Annotated in this window: 27 protein-coding genes and 4 tRNA genes; 11 read left to right on the top strand and 20 right to left on the bottom strand. The window is 67.1% G+C overall.

Translation table 11 applies throughout. From position 1 onward, the window contains the following. Positions 1-5: 5 nt before the first annotated feature. The 4 genes from ACZ0AA_RS04640 to ACZ0AA_RS04625 form a co-directional block, all read right to left on the bottom strand. On the bottom strand, positions 6-2165 hold the full coding sequence (locus tag ACZ0AA_RS04640; RefSeq protein ID WP_463512255.1) for a 3-hydroxyacyl-CoA dehydrogenase NAD-binding domain-containing protein: 2160 nt from the start codon (positions 2163-2165) through the stop codon (positions 6-8). 5 nt (positions 2166-2170) lie between these two features. Next, entirely contained in the window at positions 2171-3376 is a 1206-nt protein-coding gene (locus ACZ0AA_RS04635) for a thiolase family protein (RefSeq protein WP_400860181.1), read from the bottom strand. A 73-nt stretch (positions 3377-3449) separates the two neighbouring features. Beyond that, positions 3450-4643: a ribonuclease D gene (locus ACZ0AA_RS04630; RefSeq protein ID WP_463512254.1), complete on the bottom strand. Its 1194-nt coding sequence runs from the start codon at positions 4641-4643 to the stop codon at positions 3450-3452. After that, positions 4636-5217 (bottom strand): DUF3000 domain-containing protein, encoded by a 582-nt coding sequence (locus ACZ0AA_RS04625; protein WP_400860184.1) that lies wholly within the window; start codon positions 5215-5217, stop codon positions 4636-4638. The genes ACZ0AA_RS04630 and ACZ0AA_RS04625 overlap by 8 nt, the downstream gene beginning before the upstream one ends. A 25-nt stretch (positions 5218-5242) precedes the next feature. Between ACZ0AA_RS04625 and ACZ0AA_RS04620 the strand changes: the two genes are divergently transcribed. Next, entirely contained in the window at positions 5243-6397 is a 1155-nt protein-coding gene (locus tag ACZ0AA_RS04620; protein WP_463512253.1) for an alpha/beta hydrolase family protein, read from the top strand. On the opposite strand, the gene ACZ0AA_RS04615 is transcribed toward ACZ0AA_RS04620, so the two are convergent. Both ACZ0AA_RS04615 and ACZ0AA_RS04610 read right to left on the bottom strand, forming a co-directional pair. Continuing rightward, positions 6381-6812, bottom strand: coding sequence for a SufE family protein (locus tag ACZ0AA_RS04615; protein WP_400860188.1), 432 nt, complete (start codon positions 6810-6812; stop codon positions 6381-6383). The genes ACZ0AA_RS04620 and ACZ0AA_RS04615 overlap by 17 nt on opposite strands. Positions 6813-6831: 19 nt before the next feature. Continuing rightward, a complete protein-coding gene (locus ACZ0AA_RS04610; protein WP_463512252.1) occupies positions 6832-7725 on the bottom strand; it encodes a sulfurtransferase in 894 nt (297 codons plus the stop codon). A 146-nt stretch (positions 7726-7871) separates the two neighbouring features. On the opposite strand from ACZ0AA_RS04610, the gene zapE reads away from it, so the two are divergent. From zapE to ACZ0AA_RS04590, 4 genes are all read left to right on the top strand, one after another. After that, entirely contained in the window at positions 7872-8921 is a 1050-nt protein-coding gene (gene zapE / locus ACZ0AA_RS04605) for a cell division protein ZapE (protein WP_463512251.1), read from the top strand. Positions 8922-9036: 115 nt separating this feature from the next. After that, complete coding sequence (locus ACZ0AA_RS04600; RefSeq protein ID WP_400860194.1) at positions 9037-10275, top strand: ammonium transporter; 1239 nt, start codon at positions 9037-9039, stop codon at positions 10273-10275. Positions 10276-10295: 20 nt separating this feature from the next. Next, positions 10296-10874 carry a type II toxin-antitoxin system PemK/MazF family toxin gene (locus tag ACZ0AA_RS04595; RefSeq protein ID WP_463512250.1) on the top strand — a complete coding sequence of 193 codons (579 nt, stop codon included), beginning with the start codon at positions 10296-10298 and terminating at the stop codon, positions 10872-10874. Positions 10875-10957: 83 nt separating this feature from the next. After that, positions 10958-11341 carry an SPW repeat domain-containing protein gene (locus ACZ0AA_RS04590; RefSeq protein WP_463512249.1) on the top strand — a complete coding sequence of 128 codons (384 nt, stop codon included), beginning with the start codon at positions 10958-10960 and terminating at the stop codon, positions 11339-11341. A gap of 50 nt (positions 11342-11391) precedes the next feature. On the opposite strand, the gene ACZ0AA_RS04585 is transcribed toward ACZ0AA_RS04590, so the two are convergent. The 10 genes from ACZ0AA_RS04585 to ACZ0AA_RS04540 form a co-directional block, all read right to left on the bottom strand. After that, positions 11392-11814: a GIY-YIG nuclease family protein gene (locus ACZ0AA_RS04585; protein ID WP_400860199.1), complete on the bottom strand. Its 423-nt coding sequence runs from the start codon at positions 11812-11814 to the stop codon at positions 11392-11394. Positions 11815-11843: 29 nt separating this feature from the next. Further along, positions 11844-12296 carry a hypothetical protein gene (locus tag ACZ0AA_RS04580; protein WP_463512248.1) on the bottom strand — a complete coding sequence of 151 codons (453 nt, stop codon included), beginning with the start codon at positions 12294-12296 and terminating at the stop codon, positions 11844-11846. Positions 12297-12357: 61 nt separating this feature from the next. Continuing rightward, positions 12358-13158: an ABC transporter ATP-binding protein gene (locus ACZ0AA_RS04575; RefSeq protein ID WP_463512247.1), complete on the bottom strand. Its 801-nt coding sequence runs from the start codon at positions 13156-13158 to the stop codon at positions 12358-12360. Continuing rightward, complete coding sequence (locus ACZ0AA_RS04570; protein ID WP_463512246.1) at positions 13155-14222, bottom strand: FecCD family ABC transporter permease; 1068 nt, start codon at positions 14220-14222, stop codon at positions 13155-13157. The genes ACZ0AA_RS04575 and ACZ0AA_RS04570 overlap by 4 nt, the downstream gene beginning before the upstream one ends. Further along, on the bottom strand, positions 14219-15247 hold the full coding sequence (locus ACZ0AA_RS04565) for an iron chelate uptake ABC transporter family permease subunit (protein ID WP_463512245.1): 1029 nt from the start codon (positions 15245-15247) through the stop codon (positions 14219-14221). The genes ACZ0AA_RS04570 and ACZ0AA_RS04565 overlap by 4 nt, the downstream gene beginning before the upstream one ends. Positions 15248-15257: 10 nt before the next feature. Further along, positions 15258-16148, bottom strand: coding sequence for a siderophore-interacting protein (locus ACZ0AA_RS04560; protein WP_463512244.1), 891 nt, complete (start codon positions 16146-16148; stop codon positions 15258-15260). Continuing rightward, entirely contained in the window at positions 16145-17110 is a 966-nt protein-coding gene (locus ACZ0AA_RS04555) for an ABC transporter substrate-binding protein (protein ID WP_463512243.1), read from the bottom strand. Before ACZ0AA_RS04555 ends, ACZ0AA_RS04560 begins: the two co-directional genes overlap by 4 nt. A 109-nt stretch (positions 17111-17219) precedes the next feature. Continuing rightward, positions 17220-18008 carry a helix-turn-helix transcriptional regulator gene (locus tag ACZ0AA_RS04550; RefSeq protein ID WP_463512242.1) on the bottom strand — a complete coding sequence of 263 codons (789 nt, stop codon included), beginning with the start codon at positions 18006-18008 and terminating at the stop codon, positions 17220-17222. A gap of 45 nt (positions 18009-18053) precedes the next feature. Next, positions 18054-18233 carry a hypothetical protein gene (locus tag ACZ0AA_RS04545; RefSeq protein WP_463512241.1) on the bottom strand — a complete coding sequence of 60 codons (180 nt, stop codon included), beginning with the start codon at positions 18231-18233 and terminating at the stop codon, positions 18054-18056. Positions 18234-18717: 484 nt separating this feature from the next. Continuing rightward, positions 18718-18790 (bottom strand) — tRNA-Val (locus tag ACZ0AA_RS04540). 152 nt (positions 18791-18942) lie between these two features. On the opposite strand from ACZ0AA_RS04540, the gene ACZ0AA_RS04535 reads away from it, so the two are divergent. The 3 genes from ACZ0AA_RS04535 to ACZ0AA_RS04525 all read left to right on the top strand — a co-directional run bounded on the left by ACZ0AA_RS04535 (position 18943) and on the right by ACZ0AA_RS04525 (position 19234). Further along, positions 18943-19015, top strand: a tRNA-Gly gene (locus ACZ0AA_RS04535). Between the two features lie 53 nt (positions 19016-19068). Then, positions 19069-19139: transfer RNA gene (locus tag ACZ0AA_RS04530), tRNA-Cys, on the top strand. A gap of 23 nt (positions 19140-19162) precedes the next feature. Then, positions 19163-19234, top strand: a tRNA-Val gene (locus tag ACZ0AA_RS04525). Positions 19235-19311: 77 nt separating this feature from the next. Here ACZ0AA_RS04525 and ACZ0AA_RS04520 read toward each other — a convergent pair. The 4 genes from ACZ0AA_RS04520 to ACZ0AA_RS04505 form a co-directional block, all read right to left on the bottom strand. Continuing rightward, complete coding sequence (locus ACZ0AA_RS04520; protein WP_463512240.1) at positions 19312-19593, bottom strand: hypothetical protein; 282 nt, start codon at positions 19591-19593, stop codon at positions 19312-19314. A gap of 257 nt (positions 19594-19850) precedes the next feature. Beyond that, a complete protein-coding gene (locus ACZ0AA_RS04515; RefSeq protein ID WP_463512239.1) occupies positions 19851-21200 on the bottom strand; it encodes a cryptochrome/photolyase family protein in 1350 nt (449 codons plus the stop codon). 57 nt (positions 21201-21257) lie between these two features. Further along, on the bottom strand, positions 21258-21677 hold the full coding sequence (locus ACZ0AA_RS04510) for a DoxX family protein (protein WP_400860217.1): 420 nt from the start codon (positions 21675-21677) through the stop codon (positions 21258-21260). A gap of 19 nt (positions 21678-21696) precedes the next feature. Then, entirely contained in the window at positions 21697-22647 is a 951-nt protein-coding gene (locus ACZ0AA_RS04505) for an alpha/beta hydrolase (RefSeq protein WP_463512238.1), read from the bottom strand. Positions 22648-22824: 177 nt separating this feature from the next. On the opposite strand from ACZ0AA_RS04505, the gene ACZ0AA_RS04500 reads away from it, so the two are divergent. The 3 genes from ACZ0AA_RS04500 to ACZ0AA_RS04490 are packed head-to-tail and all read left to right on the top strand — an operon-like array spanning position 22825 to position 25052. Next, positions 22825-23982 (top strand): sensor histidine kinase, encoded by a 1158-nt coding sequence (locus ACZ0AA_RS04500; RefSeq protein ID WP_463512237.1) that lies wholly within the window; start codon positions 22825-22827, stop codon positions 23980-23982. Continuing rightward, positions 23979-24650 carry a response regulator gene (locus ACZ0AA_RS04495; RefSeq protein ID WP_463512236.1) on the top strand — a complete coding sequence of 224 codons (672 nt, stop codon included), beginning with the start codon at positions 23979-23981 and terminating at the stop codon, positions 24648-24650. The genes ACZ0AA_RS04500 and ACZ0AA_RS04495 overlap by 4 nt, the downstream gene beginning before the upstream one ends. Before the next feature lie 42 nt (positions 24651-24692). Continuing rightward, positions 24693-25052 carry a YnfA family protein gene (locus tag ACZ0AA_RS04490; RefSeq protein ID WP_463512235.1) on the top strand — a complete coding sequence of 120 codons (360 nt, stop codon included), beginning with the start codon at positions 24693-24695 and terminating at the stop codon, positions 25050-25052. Positions 25053-25126: the final 74 nt, after the last annotated feature.

Raw genomic sequence — 25126 nt, 5'->3', positions numbered from 1 at the left:
TCGGATCAGCGGTTCTCGATGCCGCGGATCTGCGGGGTGTGGAAATCGCCGCCGAACGCCCGCTGCGAGGCGCCCTCTCGGTCGAGGTAGGGCGAGGCCCCACCGTCGATGAACGGCCAGCCGGCGCCGAGGATGAGGCACAGGTCGATGTCCTCGACCTCGGGCACGACCCCCTCGTCGAGCATGAGCTTGATCTCGCTCGCGAGACCGTCCTGCACCCGCTGCAGGATCGTCTCGGCCGACGCGGGGGTCTTGCCGACGGCGGGCTTCAGCAGCTTCTCGGCCGGCTTCGTCCAGCCGGTCACCCGACCGCCCTTGTCCTTCTCGATCACCGCGTCGAGCTCCGCGAGAGCGTGGAAGTTCTCGTTCGCGTAGAAGCGTTCCGGGAACGCGTGCGCCATCGTGTCCTGCACGTGGGCGGCGACCTTCCATCCGACCAGATCGATCAGCTGGAAGGGTCCCATCGGCAGACCGAGAGGCGCGAAGGCCTTCTCGACATCCGTGATCGGAGTGCCCTCGTACACCGCGCGGGCGGCTTCGCCCATGACCTTCGCCAGCAGACGGTTCACCACGAAGCCCGGCGCGTCGGCGGTGAGGACCGCGTTCTTGCCGAGACTCTTCGCGACGACGAAGGCGGTCGACAGCGCAGCCTCGGAGGTCGTCGGTGTCTTGACGATCTCGATCAGCGGCATCACCGCGACCGGGTTGAAGAAGTGGAAGCCGACGAGACGCTCGGGGTGAGTGAGCTTCGCGCCGATCTCCTCGACTGAGAGCGACGAGGTGTTGGTCGCCAGGATCGCGTCCTCGGCGATGATCTTCTCGATCTCGCCGAACACCTGCTGCTTGACGCCGACCTCCTCGAACACGGCCTCGATGACGAAGTCGCAATCCGCGTACAGGCTCTTGTCGGTCGTGCCGGTGACGAGCGCACGCAGCTTGTTCGCGGAGTCCGCGTCCAGGCGACCCTTGCCCTCGAGCTTGCCGATCTCCTCGTGGATGTAGGCCACGCCCTTGTCGACACGCGCCTGATCGAGGTCGGTGATCAGCACCGGCACCTGCAGTTTGCGCACGAACAGCAGCGCGAACTGGCTCGCCATGAGCCCCGCGCCGATGATGCCGACCTTGGTGACCTTCTTGGCGAGAGCCTTGTCCGGCGCGCCGACGGGCCGCTTCGCACGCTTCTGCACGAGGTCGAAGGCGTACATGGATGCCGCGAACTGGTCGCCCGTCACGAGTTCGGCGAGAGCCTCGTCCTCGCGAGCGAAACCCTCGGCCTTCGTTCCGCTCTTCGCCCTGTCGAGCAGGTCGAGCGCGGCATACGGGGACTTCGGAACGGTGCCGATCTTCGACTCGAGCATCCCTCGGGCCATCTTGATGGCGATCGGCCACTTGGTGAGTCGTTCGATCTTGCCCGGCTCGTTCTTGCGCTCGACCTTCCTGCCGCCGAGAACGGCGTCGGCCCAGGCCAGCGAGTTCTCCAGGTAGTTCGCCGCGGGGAAGATCGCGTCGACGATACCCAGATCGAAGGCCTGCTGCGGCTTCAGCATCCGGTTCTGCTTGAGCGGGTTCGAGATGACGACCTCGAGGGCGTTCTCGATCCCGATCAGGTTCGGGAGCAGGTAGGCGCCACCCCAGCCGGGGATGATGCCGAGGAAGACCTCGGGCAGCGCGATAGCCGCGGCGGAGGCGTCGACCGTGCGGTAGCTGGAGTTGAGCGCGATCTCCAGGCCGCCACCGAGCGCGAGGCCGTTCACGAAGGCGAACGACGGGACGCCGAGTTCGCCGAGCTTGCCGAGGACCTTGTGACCGAGCTGGGCGATCAGGCGGGCGTTGTCACGCGAGCCGACCTTGCTGATGTCGGAGAGGTCGGCGCCGGCGGCGAGGATGTACTGCTTGCCGGTGATGCCGACCGCCTGGATCTCGCCGGCCGCAGCGCGCGCGGCGAGGGCGTCGAGTGTCTCGCCGAGGGCGGTGAGGGTGGCAGGTCCCAGGGTGTTCGGGCGGTTGTGGTCGCGTCCGTTGTCGAGAGTGACCAGTGCGAGCACCTTGCCTGAGGCGAGACGGATGTCGCGCACGGGGGAGTGCGTGATCACCTCGCCGTCGGTGAGGGCCTGGATGGGGGAGAAGTCGACGTTCGCGTACTGCTCGGAAATCGAGTGGGCCATCGGGCTTACTTCCTCTTCTTGCCGTCGTAGTGCGGGTTCTCCCAGATGACGGAGCCGCCCTGTCCGAGTCCGACGCACATGGCCGTCAGGCCGTAGCGCACGTCGGGTCGCTCGGCGAACTGCGCCGCGAGCTGGATCATCAGGCGCACGCCGGATGCCGCGAGGGGGTGGCCGAGTGCGATGGCGCCGCCCCACTGGTTGACGCGGGGGTCGTCGTCGGCGATGCCGAAGTGGTCGAGCAACGAGATCACCTGGATGGCAAAGGCCTCATTGAGCTCGAACAGCCCGATGTCGGCGATCGTGAGGCCGGCCTTCTGCAGTGCCTTCTCGGTCGAGGGGATCGGTCCGATGCCCATGATCTCGGGCTGCACGCCGGCGAAGGCGAAGGAGACCATGCGCATCTTCGGTGCGAGACCGAACTCCTTCACGGCTCCGCCTCCGGCGAGCAGCGACATGGTCGCGCCGTCGGTGAGCGGAGACGAGGTCCCCGCAGTCACACGACCGTGCGGACGGAAGGGCGTCTTCAGAGCCGCGAGATCCTCCATCGTGGTCTGCGGACGACGGCCCTCGTCTTCAGTGGCGAGACCCCAGGCGCCGTCGGCGCCCTTGGTCGCGACGGACACCAGGTCGGGCTGGATCTTCCCGGCGTCGTACGCCGCCTGGACCTTGTGCTGGCTGAGCATGCCGAACCGGTCGGAGCGCTCCTTGGTCAGGTGCGGGAAGCGATCGAAGATGCGCTCGGCCGTGACGCCCATGTTCAGAGCACCGGGGTCGACCATGCGCTCGGCGACGAAACGCGGGTTGGGATCGGCGTTGGCGCCGATCGGGTGGTGGCCCATGTGCTCGACACCGCCGGCGAGAGCGAAGTCGTACATGCCGACGCCGATCGACGCGCCCATGGTCGTCACACTGGTCATCGCGCCGGCGCACATGCGCTCGACCGCGAGTCCCGGCACCGTCTGCGGAAGCCCCGCGAGGATCGCCACGGAGCGGCCGAGGGTCAGACCCTGGTCTCCGGTCTGGCTGGTCGCGGCGATGGCGACGTCGTCGATGCGGTCAGCCGGGACGGCTGCGTTCCGCTCCATGAGGCCGATGGTCGCCTTGACGGCGAGGTCATCAGCGCGGGTGTTCCAGTACATGCCCTTTTCGCCGGCGCGCCCGAAGGGGGTGCGCACTCCATCGACGAAGAAGACGTCCGAGATCTCGGCCACTCTGCCTCCAAGTTTGTGCGGTGGCCTCAGTCTATGGAGGGCCGGAAACGGGGAGGAATCGGTTGGATCGAACCTACGAAGCGTCTGAGGGGGCCTCGTCGGGGGTTTGCGCTGCTTCTACAAAGGCGTCGGCAATCTTCTGTGCAGTCTGTGCAATCTGCCAGGGGCGGGCACCGAGGGCGGCGAGCGCCTCGCCGATCGCTTCGGGCGTGGTTCCCGGCACGTCCCATGCCACTCGACGGAGGTGATCGGGGGTCAGCAGGTTCTCCGTGGGCATGCCGAGCTCTTCAGCCGTGGCCTCGACGACGGGTCGAGCAGCCTTCAGACGAGCATCGGCCTCGGGATTGCGGTCAGACCATGCACGCGGCGGCGGCAGCGTGTCGCTCGGAACACGTTCACGGGGGAGCTCCTCCGTGGCACGTCCGTCGATCATCGCCTGCCACCAGCGATCGAGCTGTGTGCGGCTCGCCCGACCTTGGAATTCCTTGACTCCCGCGAGGGCCTGCTTGCTCTGCGGGTTCGCGAGCACGGCCGCGATCAGCGAGCGATCCGGCACCAGGCGCCCAGGAGAGACATCCTGATCCTGCGCGAACGCCTCACGGGCCTGCCACAGCGATCGAGCGACGGCCAGGTTGCGTGCACCCCGCACCTGGTGGAGACCGCTCAGTCGACGCCAGGGGTCCTCCCGAGGAGGCTTGGGAAGCCGGGTGAGCGTGGCGGCGAACTCCTCGGCCGCGTACTCGGTCTTGCCCTGCTCTTCGAGCTCTGCCTCCAGCGCCTCGTAGACGTCGATGAGGTGCAGCACATCGAGCGCCGCGTACTCGAGCCAGGCTGCGGGCAGCGGCCTGGTCGACCAGTCCGCGGCGGAATGCTCCTTCTTGAGGGTGATGCCGAGCGAGTTCTCCACGACCGCGGCGAGACCGACACGTTCGTGACCCAGCAGACGGGATGCGAGCTCGGTGTCGAAGATGGCCCGCGGCAGCAGATCGAGCTCGCGAAGCGAGGGGAGGTCCTGGCTGGCGGCGTGGAACACCCAGAGCACGTCGCCGATCGCCTCCTGCAGCGGGCTGAAGTCGCCGAGCGCGGGAGGGTCGAAGAGGAAGACCCCGGCGTCACGACGGAACACCTGCACGAGATATGCCCGCTGTGAATAGCGGAATCCGGATGCCCTCTCGACGTCGACGGCGACAGGACCTGTGCCTGCGGCCATTGCGGCGCATGCCGCATGGAACTCCGAGACGTCGGAGATCACGGAGTATTCAGTCACGTGCTGCCTTTCGCGCGCCGATAACGGCGATGCCCTCGGAACCAGGCGGAAGACCCGCCAGCATCCCGACCAGTTCGACCCAGGCCTCGACATGGGGTGTGAAGGGGCCCTCGGGTGTCCAGGACGCCCTCAACTCTATCTGTGCGCCGTCGCCTTCGACCGCGAGGCCCCCGAAGCCCTTCGACAGGGTCTTGGTCGATGTGCCGGAGGCGGAGTGGTATCCGGCGCCCCTCGAATCGAGCGCGTCGACGAGCCACGACCACGTGACGTCAGCGAGCAGAGGGTCGGTGCCGATCTCCGTCTCGAGCGGTGCCTGGGCGAAGATCACTATCCGCCAATCGCCGTCCCACGCTGCCGGATTGTCGGGATCATGCAGCAGCACGAAGCGTCCGGTGCCGTACGCGGACTCCCCGTCGTCGTCCGGGCGGACGTCGGCGGCGAGCGCGAGGGCGTGCGGGGCGAGGCCCTGCGGAGTGGGTATCTCGCGGATGGTGATGTCTGCGCGGAAGGCGATATCGCGCAGTTCGGCCACGGCGGCGTCGAAGATCGTCCCGGCATCGGGGTGTGCGGTCACGGCAACAGGCTAGAGTCAGGAAGCGATGAAGAGTCTCAGGCACGCCGTTGCACTCCTTGTCCCTGCACTGCTCGCTCTCGGGACGGCGCTGGCCCTGCTCGTCTTCAGCGTCGCACGCCGGGTCGTCAAGCCTGCCGCACGCCCCGCGAATGCAGAGATCCTCGCCGTGGACACCGGCGCGCAGACGATCGAGCTCACGCGGACACGAGATACCGAGCTGCCGGGGCGGTACGGCCTCTTCACGTCGGGAACCTACGGCTACGTCAAGCTCGGTGCTGTGCTCAACGCGGACGCGACGACCGTGCGGCGCAAGCTGCTCACGCAGATCGAGCCCGGCGCCCGGGTAGACAGGACCGCGGCGTTCAGCGGCTGGTACTACTCCACACCCAGCGAGCTGCATCTGCCTTGGCAGAACGTGCTCATCGGGTCGCCCGCCGGCCCCTGCCCGGCGTGGCTCTTCCCGGCCGAGTCATCGACGTGGGTCATCCAGGTGCACGGCCGCGGCGTCACCCGCGCCGAGTGCCTTCGCGCAGTTCCGGTGCTGCACGCCGCAGGCTTCCCGAATCTCGTCGTGTCCTATCGGAACGACGGCGAGGCTCCGCGCAGCAGAAGCGGTGCGTACGCTCTGGGGGCCGCCGAGTGGCGCGACGTCGATGCAGCGGTCTCTTTCGCCCTACGCCATGGTGCTGAACGGGTGATCCTGATGGGGTGGTCGATGGGGGGAGCCGTCTCGCTGCAGACCGCCCTCAACTCGGGCAACCGTGATCGCATCGCCGGACTGATCCTCGAGTCGCCCGTGATCGACTGGCGCAGCGTGCTGCGCTTCCAGGCCAGGGAATCGGGCATGCGAGCGCCGCTGCCGGATCTGGCGATGAGCGCGCTGTCCGTTCCGTTCACCGCGCGGCTCAGCGGCGCGGAGAACGCGATCCCGTTCGACAGCCTCGACATGGTGGCGCGAGCCGATGAGCTGACGGTGCCGATCCTCATCCTGCACAGCGACGACGACGGATTCGTGCCGGCCGACGCATCTCATGCGCTCCAGCAGGCCCGCCCTGATCTCGTCACCATGCCGGCGTTCTCCGGTGCGCGGCACACCAAGATCTGGAACTACGACCAGATCGGCTGGAACGACGCCATCACCGGATGGCTCGCAGCCCGGGGATTCAGCGCTTCTGCCTGACCTGCTTCTTGGCTCGCATGAGCATGCCCGTCATCCCGCCGATCCGCAGCGGCGACACCGCTCTGGTGAGTCCGATCGACTGCGGGTAGTCATCGGGGATCGCCAGGACTTCGTCGGCGGTGAGACCGGTGATGCCCTGCACGAGGATGCTGGCGAACCCACGCGTGGTCGGAGCCTCGGGCGGAGCCGTCGCGTGCATCGTGACCACGTCGTCGTTCACCTCGACATAGATGTAGACGGGGGACTGGCACTCCGCGACGCGCTCGCACATCTCGGGGTGGTTCGCGACCTCCTCGGAGACCTCGGGCAGTTCGTCCGAATACTCCAGCAGGAGCAGCAGGCGATCCGCCTCCGGGGTCTCGAGGAATCCGTCGCGGATCTCGGCGAGGGTGTCAGGAACTTCGCTCATGCTCATCCCTGCCATCCTTCCACGGTCAGAGGGATCCGGGCTCCGATCCGGTGACGATCGGAACGCGCACCGCGCTGCCCCACTCGGTCCAGGAGCCGTCGTAGTTGCGCACGTTCTCGAATCCGAGCAGGTGCTTGAGCACGAACCAGGTGTGGCTGGATCGCTCACCGATGCGGCAGTAGGCCACTACCTCGTCGCCGTCTGCGAGTCCGGCGCCGTCGCGGTAGATCGCGTCGAGCTCCGCGCGCGACCGGAAGCCGCCGTCCTCGGCGACGGCCTTCGCCCACGGCACGCTCTGAGCCGTGGGGATGTGTCCTGCGCGCAGAGCACCCTCGTCGGGGTACGCCGGCGCGGTGGTGCGCTCACCGCTGTATTCCTCGGGGGAGCGCACGTCGATCAGGGGGCTGCCGATGTGGGCGAGGACGTCTTCCTTGTAGGCACGGATCGCCGAATCGTCGCGTTCCACGACGGGGTAGTCCGTCGAAGTGATCTGGGGCGCGTCGCGGGTGATCTCGCGACCCTCGCCGATCCAGCGGTCGCGCCCGCCATCGAGCAGTCGCACATCCTCGTGACCGAACAGCGAGAAGACCCAGAGCGCGTAGGCCGCCCACCAGTTGTTCTTGTCGCCGTAGATCACGACGGTGTCCTCGCGGGAGATCCCCTTGCTGCTGAGGAGTGTGGCGAATCCCTCGCCGTCGACGTAGTCGCGAACGACCGGGTCGTTGAGCTCGGTGTGCCAGTCGACCTTCACAGCGCCCGGGATGTGACCCGTCTCGTAGAGCAGCACGTCCTCGTCGGATTCGACCACGACCAGGCCGGGCGTGCCGAGGCGTGCAGCCAGCCACTCGGTGGTGACGAGCCGGCCGGGCTCGGCGTACTCGGCGAACTTCGATGAAGTGGTGTCGAACTCGATGGCCACAGGGATCTCCTCAGACGGTGAGCGGCGATGATGCAGGGGGTGACGGCGTAATGTGGAGCCGATACTTCGACGATAGATCCACGCCGTGCGCCCTGCACCCGATTCGTAAGACTTCGACACAGGTGCGCCCCCGATACAGGACCGTGATGACCGACACGCCCACCCGCACGGGCATCGTGCACCTGACCGATCGACAGCCGACCGTCACTGGTCCAGAGATGCTGGCAAGCCTCGTTCCACCGCCGCAGTTCGACGGCGCGACGTTCGAGAGCTATCGCGCTGATGACGCGTACCCCTCGCAGGAGGAGGCCAAGGAGACGCTGATCCGCTTCGCCGGGAAGGGCGCTCCAGTGAAGCGGGGCGGCTTCTTCAGCCGGGCGAAGAAAGAGCCGGAGGTGAAGCCGGGCGTGTATCTCGACGGAGGGTTCGGCGTCGGCAAGACGCACCTGCTCGCGTCGATCTATCACGCGATGCCTGCGCGCAGGAAGTACTTCGGGTCATTCATCGAGTACACGGCTCTGGTCGGTGCACTGGGATACAAGAACACCGTCGACCTGCTCAAAGGCGCCGACCTGCTCTGCATCGATGAGTTCGAGCTCGACGACCCGGGCGACACCATGGTGATGACACGCCTGATCGGCGAACTCGTGCCGACCGGCACCAGACTCGCTGCGACCTCGAACACGCCGCCGAACGCGCTGGGTGAAGGACGCTTCGCGGCTCAGGACTTCCTCCGCGAGATCCATGCGATGTCCGACAGCTTCCAGACGATCCGCATCGACGGCGTGGACTTCCGTCAGCGCGCACTCGACGGACACGCCGTGGTCAGTGACGACGACGTCTACGGTCGCGCGATCGAAGAGGGTGCGGGCAGTGGAACCGCCTCCGACGACGCGTTCGCGGATGTGATCCGTCACCTCGCCCGCGTGCACCCCTCGCGCTACCTCCGCATCATCGCCGGGCTCGACCTCGTGGGCCTGCGCGATGTGCAGGTTCTGACCGATCAGTCCGAGGCGCTGCGCTTCGTCGCGTTCGTCGACCGTGTCTATGACGCGCAGATCCCCATCGTCGCCACCGGTGTGAGCCTCGATCAGGTGTTCGCGCAGGAGATGCTGAGCGGCGGATACCGCAAGAAGTACCTGCGTGCCATCTCCAGACTCAATGCACTTACACACGCGGATCGCCGTGTCGCGTAACGCGATGTTCACACGAGAGTCGTCTCTGTAACGCCACCGCAACAAACTTCACGCATACCGGAAATCGGGCCTCGTCACACTGAAGCTCTCAGTTTCCCGAATGTGAGGTTTGACTATGGATGCTCCAGGCAACATCTCCTGGGCGATCACCGCGACCGCCCTAGTACTGCTCATGACGCCCGGCGTCGCCTTCTTCTACGGCGGTCTGGTCAAGGCCAAGAGCGTCGTCAGCATGATGATGATGAGCTTCGGCTCGATCGGCCTCGTCGCCGTTCTGTGGATCCTCTTCGGATTCTCGATGAGCGCCGTCGACAGCCCCACCGCCTTCGCAGGCAACCCCTTCGCCGACATCGGCCTCTCCAGCCTCGCTTCCGGTGAGGGCTCGAACGTCGCACTTCTCGGAGTCGCATACGGTGCGACCTTCGCGATCATCACCGTCGCGCTCATCTCGGGCGCCATCGCCGACCGTGCGAAGTTCGGCAGCTGGCTGATCTTCGCAGGCGTCTTCGCCACGGTCGGATACTTCCCGGTCGCCGCATGGGTCTGGGGCGGCGGGTGGATCATGAACCTCGGAACCACGCTGTTCGGTGAGGACAGCGGCATCGGCGTCATCGACTACGCCGGTGGTACCGCTGTGCACATCAACGCGGGCGCTGCAGCACTGGCCCTCGCGATCGTCCTCGGCAAGCGCATCGGCTTCCAGAAGGGCATCCTCAAGCCGCACAACGTGCCGCTGACCCTCCTCGGTGCCGCGCTGCTGTGGTTCGGCTGGTTCGGCTTCAACGCCGGTGCAGAGTGGCTCGCAGAGGACATGGGCGGCGTCGGACTCATCGGCCTGAACACGCTCGGCGCAACCGCGGCCGCGATCCTCGGCTGGATCCTCATCGAGAAGATCAAGGACGGCAAGCCCACGTCGGTGGGTGCAGCGTCCGGTGCCGTCGCCGGTCTCGTCGCCATCACGCCTGCCTGCGCCAACCTGACCCCGGGCTGGTCGCTCCTCCTCGGTGCCGTCGCCGGTATCGTCTGTGCACTGGCGGTGGAGCTGAAGTTCCGCCTCGGCTTCGACGACTCGCTCGACGTCGTCGGCATCCACCTCGTCGGTGGCCTCATCGGAACTCTCTACCTCGGCTTCTTCGCCACCGGCACCGGCCTGTTCGTCGGCGGTGACGGTCGCCAGCTCGCTGTCCAGGTGATCGCCGCGCTCGGTGTCCTGATCTACTCCTTCGTCGTCGCCTTCATCATCGGCTTCGCGATCGAGAAGACGATCGGCTTCCGCGTCACCAGCGAAGACGAGATCGCCGGTGTCGACCAGGTCGTCCACGGCGAAGAGGGATACGCGCTGGCCGACGCCTGAACTGCCGTTAGGGTGACCGTGTGAGCAACTCGAACGGCATCCTGGCAAGACTCGCGGAGATCCTCTTCACAGCGCTGGGATCTGACCGGGCGTCTCGGACGAACAATCGTCCGAGACGCCCGGTCTCGCGTGTGCGCACCTCTGACGAGGTGCGCTCCGCTGCATCCGGCACGAATGATCCGCCGCGCGGAACGGGGACCGTGCGCATCGATCCCGACCGGATCCAGGCGCTCCGCATCGGCTACGCACCCGACCGGGATGGCGCGCCGGACGCGGGCGAGATCATCTGGACGTGGGTGCCGTACGAGGAGAACGACGGCAGGGGCAAGGACCGTCCGGTGCTCGTGATCGGTCGCGAATCCGCTGAGCGCGTGTATGCGGTGCGGATGACGAGCAAGGCCCATGACGGCGATCGTGACTACCTGTCGATCGGTTCCGGAGCCTGGGACTCGCAGGGGCGGGAATCCTGGGTCGACATCGAGCAGCTCTACAGCGTGCACGAGACCGGGCTGCGCCGTGAGGCCGCGGTGCTCGACCGGTCACGCTACGGTCGGGTCGCCTCCGCGCTCACGCGGCGATACGGCTGGGCGAGCGCCTGAGCACCTGACTCCTGCAATCCGTTCGGCGAACCGCTGCGAACCATCTGTGAGTCGCAGCACGCGACGACACCACAGGAGGAATCATGCGTTTCATCCCCACCAAGGTCCACGGAATTCTCGACTACGTCGTCGGCGTGGCGCTGATCGCTGCTCCATGGCTGTTCGGCTTCGCGAGCGTCGGCGGCCCCGCCGTGATCATCCCGATCGTGCTCGGCGTCGGACTCATCGTCTACAGCCTGTTCACGAAGTACGAGTGGGGCCCCTTCGGCTTCATCCCGATGCCCGTCCACCTCGTCTTCGACATCGTCGCGAGCCTCTTCCTGGCGCTGTCGCCCTGGATCTTCGGCTTCTCGACCGAGGCGCCCAACGTGTGGGTCCCGCACGTGGTGGTGGGTGTCGCAGTGATCCTCGTCGTGCTGTTCTCACAGCCCCAGCCCGCGAGTGTCAAGGCGACGGCGCGCGCCTGATCCCTCAGAACTCTGAAGCCCCGCACGGAACGTCGGCCCCGTGCGGGGCTTCAGTTCTGCAGCGACGCGCTCACCCAGCGTGCGTACAGCTGCCAGGGATCACCAGCCGCGCGAAGCCCCGCGATGTGGGAGGAGAGAACAGGGGTGAGCGTGAACCACTCGCCCCCTTCTCGGGCCTCCGCGAACTCCCGGTGCCTCGCCTGCTCCACATCCCGACCCCCACGCTCGAAGGCCAGGAGCTCTTCGTGACGGATGCTGGAGAGGCGCTGACGGGGACGACGGCTGGTGCCGATCTTCACTCGGCGGTCGTAGCGGATGTAGTAGACGACCTCGATCACCGGCCGCGGCAGTCCCGGATCCGGCGAGTCCCCGTATCGCCATCCGCACCACGCGCACATCAGAGCGGCACCCACGCGCACTGCATCCGCGTGGCCGCACAGCGAGCAGGGGGTGGGGAGCTGGATGGCCGGCACGGTCGGCACGTTACCGGCATCCACCGACGTCAGACCTCGCCTCTACGCCTCTTCAATCCGCGGGGCACCCAGTTCCACCAGGTGAAGTGGTGATCGCCCTGCTCGATGTCGAACACCTGTCCGCACACGGTGCACTCGCAGAGGTAGGTCATCGACCAGCCGGGTTCACTCGTGGAGAGGATCCGGACGTTCCCGTGCGCTTCCTCCTTGCGCGGGTCGTGCGTGAGCAGGCCAGGGTAGACGGCGCACCAGCACTTCCCGTCGCGATACTGCTCGAGTTTGAGGAGTGCGTGCTCGAGGTTGGCGTTGTTCGAATAGACCATCCCACCCAGATCGAGCCTCGTCGCCTCACGCCTGAGCTGAGGGAGGGCTGCGACAAGAGGGTCGAGAGTCTCGGCATCTCTGGAGTGGATCGTCTCCCACACTGCGTGCATCACGCGGCTGCGGTCGTCGGAGAGGAAATCTTCCAGCAGGGTCGTCACTCCGTCAGGCTAACAATGCGTGGCCGGACCGCACTGTCTTGACGTCGTCCGCAGCGCGCAGTCAGCGGGGGACGACGAGCGGAGTGCCAGTGTGCGGGTCGGGGATGATGCTGCAGCTGAGCCCGAACACCTCTTCGACACGGTCGCCTGTCACGATCGATGCAGGGTCGCCGGAAGCGACGATGCGGCCGTCGCGCATCATGATCATGTGATCGGCGAATCGCGCCGCCTGGTTGAGATCGTGGAGCACGGCGACGATCGTGCGCCCCTCCCCGTGCAGTTCGTGGAACAGGCGCAGCAGATCGTACTGATGCGCGATGTCGAGGAAGGTCGTCGGCTCGTCGAGAAGCATGGTGGGCGACTCCTGTGCCAGCAGCATCGCCACCCACACGCGCTGGCGCTGTCCACCCGACAGCTCGTCGACCAGACGCCCGGAGAGGTCTGTCGTGCCCGTGGCGGTCAGCGCTGCCGCCACCGCTGACTGATCGCGGTGCGACCACTGGCGCAGGATCGTCTGGTGCGGGTGCCTCCCACGCGCCACCAGGTCGGAGACCCGGATGCCGTCGGGAGCGATGGACGTCTGCGGCAGAAGGCCGAGACGCCGGGCGACCTCCCTGGTGGGCAGCTCGGTGATCGCCCGACCGTCGAGCAGCACCTGTCCCGTCCGGGGCTTCAGCAGGCGGGCGAAGGCGCGCAGCAGCGTCGACTTGCCGCACGCGTTCGGTCCGACGATGACCGTGAACGATCCGGTGGGGATGTCGACGCCGAGATGCTCGGAGACGACGCGGCCGTCGTATCCGATCGTGAGGTCGTCTGCGCGCAGCCGCGCAGCGCTGTCGATGTCGATGTCGGCGATGGTCATCGTCTTCTCGCTTCCTGAATGAGCAGCCAGACCAGGTAGAGGCCGCCGAGGCACACCGTGATGATGCCGACCGGGATCTGGGTGGGTGCGAACAGTCGTTGCGCCAGGACATCACTGGCGATCAGCAGAAGTGCTCCGACGGCTGCGGATGCTGTGAGGGTCACGCTCGCTGAGCCGGTCAGACGTCGTGCGACCTGCGGGGCGGCCAGAGAGATGAAGGCGATCGGTCCCGCCATGGCGGTGACGGCGGCGGTGAGGCAGACGCCGAGGACGATGAGCATCAGACGGGTGCCGCCGGTTCGAACGCCGAGGGCAGATGCCGTGTCGTCGCCCAGTTCGAGCAGGTGCATCCGATCCGCCATCGTCGCCACCGCCACCCCGATGGGAATGATCACGCACGCGGCGATCGAGACCTGCTCGGCGGTGATGACGTTGAGGGAGCCGGCGCCCCAGGCGCTGGCGAGCATCGCGATCCGCAGATCCGCGTTGAGGACGATCCAGGTGTTGACGGATGCCAGCATCGAGGCGACTCCGATGCCGACGATGATCAGCCGGAAACCCGTGAATCCCCGTCGGAATGCGAGGAGGTACACGAGCAGAGCCGTCGTGGCGCCGCCGACGAGAGCAGCTGCTGCGGTCGAGGCGACACTGATACCCGTCGTGGTGATCACGATCAGCGCGCCGGTGTACGCGCCGGCATCGAATCCGATGACGTCGGGACTGCCCAGCGGGTTGCGGGTGAGCGACTGGAAGATCGCGCCGCCCATGCCCAGGGCGACGCCGAACACCAGTGCTGCGAGCACACGGGGCAGTCGCCATTCGATGATCACGAGTTCAGCGCGTGGTTCGCCGAGACCGAGCAACGTCAGGAGCACCTCGCCGGGGGAGAAGGCGACATCGCCGAGGGTCAGGGCGAAGACGCCGAGGGCTGCGGCGGCCAGGAGCGCGAGCACGGCGACGATCGTCGCACGCACGCCGATCCGTCGCGAGAACACGGACGTACGCGGTGTGAAGACCCGTGGGCCGGCATCGACCGCGACGGGCGAGGTCAGAAGAGCGGTCACAGTCCGCTCACCTTCCGCCGACGCACGAGTGCGATGAGCACGGGGGCGCCGATCAGCGCCGTCATCACCGACACCGGAAGCTCTCCGGTGCGGAGTACCGATCGCCCGACGACGTCGGCGGTGAGCAGCAGCAGCGGGGCGGCGAACAGCGTGCCGAGGAGGATCCACCCCTGATGGGAGCCGACGAACCAGCGCACGGCGTGCGGAACCATCAGACCCACGAAGGCGATCGGTCCGGCTGCCGCGGTGGCTGCGCCGCACAGCAGAGTCACGGCGACGATCGAGAGCGTCCGGGTCAGGACGACCCGCGATCCGAGAGCCGTCGCGAGGTCGTCGCCGAGCGCGAGCGCGTTGAGGGAGGGCGCAAGGCAGAAGGCGAGTAGGAGACCGACGAGCAGGAACGGGATCACAGTGAAGACGTCAGGAGTGAGGGCGGTCAGCGATCCGGCGTTCCAGGTGCGGATCGCGTCGAAGGCACGGGGGTTGAGCAGTCCGACCGCCGCCACGACACCGCCCATCACGGCGCCGAGAGCTACGCCGGCCAGGGTCATCCGCATCGGATCCGGCGTCGTGCGACCCGCGGATCCGATCAGGTAGACGAGGACGGTCGCGACGATGGCTCCGGCGAACGAGAACCAGATGTATCCGCTGGCGGCGCTGAGTCCGAAGAATGCGACCCCGATCGTGACGCCGAGGCTTGCGCCGGCATTCACGCCGAGGATGCCCGGGTCAGCGAGCGGGTTGCGCGTGAAGCCCTGGATCAATGCACCGGCGATGCCGAGTGCGGCGCCTACGGCGAGACCGATCACCGTGCGCGGGATGCGCATGCCCTGGACGATCGCACCGGGGTCGCCCTCACCCGTGGTGAGCCCGCTCCAGACCTCGTCGACGCCGATGCGTTGCGAGCCGGAGAAGATGCTGGCGGTGCAGACGATCACCAGTGCGATGGCGAGGAGGACGATCACCAGGCCCCGGCGCGAGGCCGAGACCCGGGGTGTCTGCTCCTCCGTGAGAACGTCGGTCATGAGTCGGCGGTCACAGGCCCAGCTTCTCGAGCTCGGCCTCGTACGCTTCCTCGATGTCCTCTGTGGGACGGGTGTCGTCATCCCACATCGCCATGAGGCGTGCGTGGGTGCCTTCATCGAGCGAGTCGTAGCGCTCCCGCCACGCCTCGGCGTTCTCCGTCCAGTACCCGATCACCTTGTACGCAGACGCGGGCAGCTTGAGTTGGTGGCGCAGATGCTTGCGGACGCCTCGGGTCGCCTTCGTCTCCCCTGCGACCCAGACATAGCCAGGACCGCTCGGAAGCTCGGACGCACGGAGGATCTCCTCGATACGCGTGGGCGCGTGGCCGTTGCCGCCGTGCACCCAGTGCAACTCGACGCCGTCGGCCGGACGGATGTCGAGCTCGTCCTCGGGGGAGGAGACCTCGAGGACGACCCGGGTGCGGACGCCAGCGGGAGCGTTCTCGGCGAGGCGCGCGGCAGCGGGCAGCCCGGTCGCATCGGCGATCAGCAGCTGCCACTCGATCTCGGCCGGCGGATCGTAGAGTCCTTTCGGAGTGTTCACCCCCGCGACGTCGCCGGGGCGGGCGTTCAGCGCCCAGGCTGCCGCGACGCCGCCGTCGTGCACGACGAAGTCGATCGTCAGCTCGGCGGCTTCGGCATCCCATCCGCGAACCGTGTAGGTGCGCATCGGAGCCGGTTCGACGCCGTCGGCGAAGTCCCAATAGCCGTCTTCGGTAGGGAACGGGAGATTCGGCTCGTGCTGCCCTTCAGCGGGGAAGAAGACACGGAAGTACTCGTCTCCGACCCCGGTGGAGACGAATCCGTCGAGCCCCTCACCTCCGAAAACGATGCGGACCATGCAGGGGCTCAGGCGCTGCACGCGTTCGACGACGATCCGGTGGATCAGATTGACGATCATCCGAGAAGCGCCTTCTCGACCACGGTCAGGAACGCGTCCATGCCGCTGGGGGAGCCGTAGATCATCTCGTAGTTGTAGGGGTGATAGGCGCCGCCCTGGACGAAGGGCAGGTCCTGCCAGAGCTGATTCTGCTTCAGCGCGTCGTCGTCCTCGATCCACACGGTGCCGTCTTCGTCCGCACCCGTGAAGACGACATCCACGCCGTCCAGCTGCCCGACCTGCTCGGGGCTGAGCCTCGCATAGTCATCGCTCGCCGGGAGGCCGTCTTCGGTGGCGTTCATGAGCTCGTGCATCTCGAGGCCGAGGTCGGCGAACACCAGGCAGGGGACGCCGTAGCAGGATGTCGTGACATGGCCTTCGAAGTAGCCGACGTCGGCGACCACGGGGTGGATGTCGGTAGCGTCGAGACGGGCCCTGATGTCGGCGACGCGCTCTTCGTACTGATCGACCCAGGCCTGCCACTGATCCTGTCGTCCGAGGTCTTCGGCAGCCTGAGCCACCACATCCCGCCAGTCACCACCGTCGAACGCGTTGTACGTGTAGGTGGGAGCGATCTTCTGCAGCTTGCCGTCGAGGTCCTCCTCATAGCCGAGGCCGTTGAGGATGAAGTCCGGCTCCGCCTCGAGCACGGCCTCGAGGTTGAATTCGGGGAAATTGCCGAAGGTGTCGAGCCCCTCGAGCTCTTCCTGCGGGAAGAAGTCGGGGAACGATGTGAAGTCGTCGCGGATCGGCTGGGTGTCTGCGAGCTCGAAGCCGAGGGTGATGAGGATGTCGAGGTCGGTCGTGTAGAAGCCGAGCGCGGACCGCGGTTCGGCGGGGATCGTGATGTCGACGCCTGCGGGAGTGGTCAGCTCGACGGTTCGCCCCTCCTCAGAGGAGCCGGCGGCTGTCGAGCCGGCGCAGGAGGTGAGCAGGAGTCCGGTCGCGGCGAGCGCGACGAGAGAGAGGGGTGTGGAGCGCATGGATCGTCTTCCAGGTGTGGATTCGGGAGGCGCCGAAGAAGTTAGCTAAGGCTTGGCTTACCAAGTATGGATCGCCCGTGTGTCGCACAGGTGCCAGTCCGTGTCGCGCTCAGGCCGACTTCTTCGTGGCGTCGTTCCGCACCGAGGCGAATTCGCCCGGCGTGCGTCCGAGTTCTCGCCGGAACGCCTGCACGAACGCGCTCGGTGTCGCATAGCCCGATCGCCGGCTGACATACGCGACGGTGTGGTCGGCCGCGAGCCATTCGATGGCGCGGCGCATGCGCGCGCGAGTGCGCCAGGTCGAGAAGCTCATGCCGGTCTCTGCCGCGAAGAGACGAGACAGGTTGCGGGCGCTCGCGCCCACGTGACGACCCCAGTCCTCGAGTGACCTGTCGTCGGATGGGTCGGAGAGCAGAGTCTCGGCGACTCGTCGCGTCCGCATGTCGCGGGGGAGAGGGAGGTCGACCGTCGACACCTCGACGGGTTCGAGGAGGCTCAGGGCCAGCTCTTCGGCGTGCAGACGCGGGGAAGCCGAAAGGTAGGGGGAGGCTTCGAGGCGATCGAGAACCGCGCGCACCACTTCGGGCATGGCCACCGCGGTCGTCCGCCTCGCGATGGGAGGGATGTCGGCGGTGATGAAGGTGCAGCGGAAGGTCGTTCCTGCGGCAGCGACCACGCGATGGGTCACCCCGGCGGGGATCCAGAGGCCGAGCGATCCGGGGATGGCGAAGTAGCCGTCGTCTGTGTCGGCGGTCAGGCCCCCGCGTGCTCCCCAGAGCAGCTCATGACGGTCTTCGTGGGAATGGGCTCCCCATTCGCTGTGGTCCGACAGTACGAATGAGTTCGTGTCTATGCGCCAGACTTCCGACTCTGCAGGGCGCTGTCCGATCAGCGACATCGTCTCCCCATCTGTCGTCCCGCGGCATGGTTAGGTGACCCTAACTTAGCAGGTGGGCGTGCTGCGGTCGGAGTCCTGCCACTCGAGAGGTGCCGGTGATCGCCGCGCGGCATCGGCGCAACCGGTGAGGAAGGAGGCCATCACGCGAGGGGTCTCGACGCAGTCGACCTGCAGCAGCGCCATTCCGACGCGGAACGGTGCCCCGACCGGTCCTGGGGTACCCATCGGGACACCTAACCGGCTTCGCTGGGGAACTCCACCGGCTCAAGGCCGTGTTTTGTATGGCCACGGCCCAACGTATCGCCAATACATCGGTGTATCTAGTGGTTGCGGATACGCGGCGATTCGAGGGCCCTCTCAGGGGCCCGGCCGACCTCGAACCTCCTGGTGGTGACCACGCACCGGTCCGAGCCACCGTGTTTCGTCCCACCTAGGGTACGCCCGGGAATCGGTATCCGCCATGGGATGTGATGTTGCGCTGATCGGACGTAGCATCGCGCTCGAGAGCGTTCATCGGCCATGGTCTGGGGACCGCATCGATGACGCTCCGGTCGAGGGGCTCTTCCTCATCAGGGTCGCGCGACCCGGAGAGAGAGTCCCTCCGCTGTGCGATCTCCTCCGCTCGAACGCGATCGACCACGATGCCCACCCTGACCTCGCACGAAGAAGCCCCATCAGGCTTTCTTTCCCTGATGGGGCTTCGTTACTGTGGGCGATACCGGACTCGAACCGATGACCTCTTCCGTGTGAAGGAAGCGCGCTACCAACTGCGCCAATCGCCCATACCTGTGGGGTACGTCAACCGATACTACCCGACGGTCGGAGGCGAAGTTGACCACCCTGAGAGACACGCGCGAGATTCGGTTTCGGTTTGGACAGTCGCCGATCATCGGCTAATGTTTCATAAGTGCCCGGGACAACAACCGGGAACAACGCGGATGTAGCGCAGTTGGTAGCGCACAACCTTGCCAAGGTTGGGGTCGCGAGTTCGAGTCTCGTCATCCGCTCAAGTGCAGGGGCCTTCTTCGGAAGGCCTTCCGCACGTGGGGTCAATCCACACGGTGGCGTGGCCGAGCGGCTAGGCACCGGCCTGCAAAGCCGTTTACACGGGTTCGAATCCCGTCGCCACCTCAGTAACTGAATAGCCCGAACGGGCGCGATTGGCGCAGCGGTAGCGCGCTTCCCTGACACGGAAGAGGTCACTGGTTCGATCCCAGTATCGCGCACAGAGAAACCCCCGGTTTTCCGGGGGTTTTTTGTTTGTGCGGGGAGCTCTCGATGAATGAGGCAGCGACGAGATCGTTCACTCGGCGGTGATGAGCGTCGGAGCAGGGTCCTCCAGCCCACTCCGTAGCTCCACCCGTGTCCACGCGACGGGAGCATCGCTGAAGATCGGTTCGAGAACGTCCCACATCGACTCCGCGTCATCTCCGACGAAGTAGAGCTCGTAGCCGTACGCGCCGACATCGTTGCCGTCGATCATCCCGGCATTCGCCTCTGCGAGGGCCTCGTCGGCCTTCATCTCGGTGTCGAGAAGGGCGTCCATGAGATTCCCGTCGAACTTCTCGGGACGGTCCTCGAACATCACAACGACCCACGCATCGGTGCTGCCAATCGCGGCGATTGGGGGCGCTGCGTCCGACGGCTCAGACTCGTTGACTTGCCGGTCCGCCGCGCATCCGGCGAGAAGCACCAGCGGGATCGTGAGAGCGAGCGCGGTCTGAGCACCGGCGGAGAAGCGACGACGTGGCACAACGCAATCATGTCAGTCGACCAGGCGGCGCGACATGCCACTGAGCGTTCTCGGGCATCAGCCGGCGCGACGAACCGGCCGTACTGCAATCAGGAGGTCGGCTGTGACGATCGCTTGACGACGTCGTACGCCGCGAGCGCGCCCTTGCGTGTGGTGGCAAGATCGACGATCGGCTCTGACGGAGCATCCGATGCCCATTGGGAGATGTACAGACCCTGCGGATCGAACTTCTTGGCCTGAAGCTCGGGGTTGAAGACCCGGAAGTACGGCGCAGCGTCCGCTCCGGATCCCGCAACCCACTGCCAGTTGAAGGGATTGCTCGCACCGTCGGCGTCGACGAGGGTGTCCCAGAACCACTCCTCGCCGCGGCGCCAGTCGATGAGCAGGTTCTTCACGAGGAACGACGCCGTCACCATGCGCACCCGATTGTGCATGAAGCCGGTGTGCCAGAGTTCGCGCATGCCCGCATCCACGAGCGGGATGCCGGTGTCGCCGTGCTGCCACGCCTCGAGCTGCGCCGGATCGAGCGGCGGCCACGGGAACGCGTCGTACTGTCGGCGCAGATTGACGGTCGCCAGATCCGGCGAGTGGAACGTCGTATGCCAGGCGAACTCGCGCCAGCCGAGCTCCGAGAGGAAACCTGCGGCGCCGTGTGCGTCGACTGCCTCATGCCAGACGGTGAACGGGCTGAGCTCGCCCCAGCGCAGGCGAGGCGAGAGAAGGGAAGTGGCACCGGCCGATGGCTCGTCGCGCGCACGGTCGTACGACCCGATGTCCTCGTGCAGGAAGGCGTGCAGGCGAGCGCGCGCTGCGGGCTCGCCAGGCTCCCAGGTCTCGCGCAGTCCGCCGGCCCAGTCCGGGCGGGTGGGCAGCAGGTTCCAGTCATCGAGGTCGTCTGAGGCCGGCGCGCTGGCGACTCCGTCGAGGCTTCGCGGCGCGGGGAGTGGCGCACGCGGCGTGGGGAGCGCGAGGCAGGCGCGCCAGAAGGGTGTGAACACCGAGAAGTGCGTGCCGCTGCCGGTCTTCACGGTCCATGGCTCGTGCAGCAGCGAAGCCTGGAACGAGGTCACCTCGAGCCCGTCGGCGCGCAGCGAGGTCTTGAGTGCCGAGTCGACATCCCGCTCCGGGCCGCCGTAGCGACGGTTCCAGAACACCGCCGTGGCCCCGGTATCGGTGACGGTTTCACGCACGACGCGCTCGGCGGAACCGCGCCGGAGGACCAGCGACGCCCCCAGCTCGCGCAGGCGTTCGCTCAGAGACGCGAGCGAATGGTGCAGCCACCAGCGGGCGGCTCCACCCAGCGGACGGATGCCGGGCGATTCCTCGTCGAGGACGAAGAGCACCACGATGGGCTCATCACGATCGATTGCGGCCCGCAACGCCGGGTTGTCAGCGAGTCGGAGGTCGTCGCGGAGCCAGACGAGCGAGGGAGAGGCCATGTCTCCATTCTCACTCGCTCCACGGAATCGGCGGGCGGGGGTTGCCTGCGGGCTGTCTCAGCGGGTACGACGGCGCCCGCGACCCGCCCGAACAGGGGTCGGAGCCGTAGACCACAGCGCCCAGAGCACGAGCAGCGGCTGGAGGAACAGTCGCCCGAACCGGCGAGCTTCGGTGTCCAGCCCCGGTGTCGAGCGATGCGTGTGCCATTGGTGCACGTTGCCGGGGAAGACGGCGATGAAGAACGCGGCCGTCGCGATGCCCATGCGGCGCCGCTCGTGGGGGAGGGCGAGCAGCCCCGCCGCGAGCGCGACCTCTGCCGCGCCGGAGGCGATCACGATCGTGTCCTTGTCCAGGCGGGTGAGCGTCGTCGCCCAATCGGGCACCACCACGCGGAACCCGCGAGTGCTGACGAAGTGGATGACGCCGATCGAGCCCAGTGCGAGGGCGAGGATCCAGCGCGCGAGTGCTCTGACCATCCGCTCACGCTACCTCGGCTCACTCCTCTTCGAGGGTGCGGGCCGCCTCCCAATCACGGAATCCGTCGGCGATCTCCGGGGAACGGGTGTGGTGGAGGTAGTGCTCGCCGTCGATCGGTACGACGGTGCCGTCGTCCGCTGCCGCCGCCTGGCGCTCGTGCAGCGGGGTCCAGTCCGGGTTCTTCGCATTGTCCGCCTGCACGAACAGGAGGAGCGGGATGCTGGCCGGGAACGCAGTGCCGGCCGCATCCGCGAAGTTCGTCCTGATGTGCGCCATCTCGTTCAGATACGTGGGAGCGAGCGAGGTCCGGTGGCTGATCAGCGACATCTGCTCTCGAGCCTCGTCGGTGTAGGGGGCGTCGTCGAGGCCATCTCCTACGAGACTCGCGGCGAGCCGGATGAGCCCCAGACTCTTCGCCGCGCCCAACAGGCCGGTGGGGAACTCCGTGTCCATGCTCGGCTGCCCTGGCACACTGGTGTCGATGCCGACGAACGCCGTCACTTCATCCGGATATCGGTCGGCATACTCGATGGCGTAGAGCCCGGCGATCGAATGCCCCATCAGCACGTACTCGTCGACCTCGAGCGCCTGGAGAGCCTCGTGAATCTCGCCGACGATGTTCGCCGTGGTCCTGTCGGTGTCGGTGCCGTCGCTCAGGCCGTATCCGAACGGTTCGACGACGATCACCCGGTGATCCGTCGCGAGTTCGGACACCAACGGCTCGAAGTCGAGCACAGGCGAGGCCGTGCCGAAGCCCGGCAGGAGCACGATGTCCGTCGCACCCTCTCCCGTGATGAGGACGTTCATCTCCCGGCCGTCGACCGACACCAGACGCCCATAGGGTTCGATCCGATCCTGCTCGACGGCCGTGGCCACCGCATCGACGACCGTCGTGGTGGTGAGGCCGACCGCGACGACGGCGCCGATCGCGGTCAGCGCGACAAGGGCTCTCCTGAGGGATCTGCGCACGATGGCCTTCCCGGCACACGCGGATATCGGAAGGAACGCGCGCCTGCTCTCCAGCCTGACGAACGCGGAGTGCCTGCGCGTCAGCCCTCGGCAGACACCCGCGTACCGCGTCTGCGGTATGCGGATGTCATCCGGCAGGACGATCCGGGAGACGCCGACACACGGAATACTGGAGGTATGCCGACGATCCGTGAATCTCGCGACGGGTTTCGGCCGAATGATGTCGTGGTCGTCGCGCTGATCGTGGTCTTCGCGGTTCTGCCGTTCCCCGATGAGTCCTTCCGGGCGCGAGGCCTTCTCCTCGCACCGGCGCTCCTCCCCGCCGCGGCCATGCCTTTCCGTCGTCGCTGGCCGCTCGCGGTGCTGGCGATCTGTCTGGTCTGCGCCGTCGCGTCGGCGGCAGCGGGCACCATCGCTCCGAGCGCGCTCGTCGCCGCGGCTTTCGGCTGCTACGCGGCAATCGATCGACGAGGCCGCGGCATCGGACTGATCGCGGTCGGAGCTTCCGCCGTCGTCGCGTTCCTCTCGAACGGCTGGGCGCTCGCGGGGGATCTCCTCGACTCGACCGCGCTGCAGTTCGTCCTGCTCCTGGCCCTCGGCGGCGCGCTCGGAGACGCCGCCAGGTCACGCCGAGAGTTCGCTGCCGCGATGACCGAGCGCGCGGAGCGCGCCGAGCGGACCCGCGATGACGAGGCACGCAGACGTGTCGCCGAGGAACGGGTGCGCATCGCCAGGGACCTCCACGATGTCGTGGCCCACCAGATCGCCGTGATCAGCCTGAATGCCGGTGTCGCCTCCTCGGCGCTCGACACCAGGCCGGAGCGCGCCAGAGAGGCACTCACCACGGTGCGCAGCGCATCTCGCACCGTGCTCAGCGATATCGGAGGCCTCATGTCGCTGCTCCGCTCTGACGCACCCGACGACCACGATGAGCTCCGTCCGCAGCGCGGCCTGGCGGATCTCGACACCCTCGTCGAGAGATTCCGGCGCGGCGGTCTCCGCGTCGACCTTCGGCGACACGACGACGGATTCGCCCTCTCGCCGGCGAGTGACCACGTCGCGTATCTGGTGCTGCAGGAGGCGCTCACGAACGCCCACAAACACGGCCTCGGGGGCACCGCGACGGTCGCGTTGCGCATCGAGAGCGCGGCCCTGCACGTGACGGTCGTGAACCCGAGCAGAGCCGTCTCACCCGCTTCGCAGAGCCCCGGCAACGGGCTCCGCGGCATCCAGGAGCGGCTCGGAGCGGTGCGCGGAGCCGCACACTTCGGCAGCGACCGAGGGGTCTTCTCACTCGAGGCGTGGATCCCGGTCGAGAGCGTCGGGGCGCCATGACCGTCTCGGTGCTCGTGGCAGACGACCAGCCGCTCGTGCGACACGCTGTGCGGGACATCCTCATCGACGGTGGCCTCGTGGTCGCGGGTGAGGCATCGAACGGTCTCGATGCGGTGCGTCTGGCCAAGACGACCGCACCCGACGTCGTGCTCATGGACATCAGGATGCCGGAGCTGGACGGCATCGCCGCCACAGCGCTCATCCGCGACCAGAACGACGCTGCCGATCAGCCGCGGGTTCTGATCCTGACCACCTTCGAAGAGGACGAGAACGTGGTCGCGGCACTTCGCGCAGGTGCCAGCGGCTTCATCGGCAAGGCTGCGGAACCCGAGGAGATCGTCCGCGCGGTGCGGTTAGTCCACGGGGGAGAGGCCCTGCTGTCGTCGACCGCGACGCGCGCCCTGATCGCTCGCTCGGTCCGGCGCAGCGGACCGGACCCCGCCGCGCGATGGACCACCGCCCTCGCTCTCCTGACCCCGCGCGAGCGCGAGGTGCTGACGCTCGTCGCCGAGGGGCTCCCGAACACGGAGATCGCTGCGAGACTCACGATCTCGCCGCACACCGCGAAGACCCACGTGAATCGGATCATGGCGAAGGTCGACGCTCGCGACCGGGCCCAGCTCGTCATCCTGGCTTACGAGTCGGGGATGGTCGTCGCCGGAGCCTGAGCGGAGCGGTCCGGTGCGCGGCTCTGCGCCACACTGGGAGCCATGACCATCCTGCGCATCAGCATCCTGTTCGTGCTCGCCGCCGTCGCCGAGATCGGCGGGGCCTGGCTGATCTGGCAGGCGGTCAAAGAGAATCGAGGGTGGCTGTTCGCGGTGCTCGGCGTCATGGCGCTCGGCGCCTACGGCTTCATCGCGGCGCTCCAGCCGGATGCGAACTTCGGACGAGTGCTGGCCTCGTACGGCGGCGTGTTCATCGCAGGTTCGCTGGCCTGGGGGATCATCGTCGACGGCTTCAAGCCGACGATCTGGGACTGGGTCGGATCCGCCATCGCGCTCGTCGGAGCGGCGATCATCATTTTGGCGCCGACAGCGGCGAACACGGCCTCCGAGACGGTGTCGTAGCGGTCAATCGCCCCCGGCCATGCGAGTAGCCTAGATCCAGACCCAGATGGAGTGTGCAGTGCCTGAAAATGCTC

The organism is Microbacterium sp. AC035 (assembly GCF_979258485.1).
Note: the sequence above shows the minus strand (reverse complement) of the source record. Positions and strands in the feature narration are given on the sequence as shown.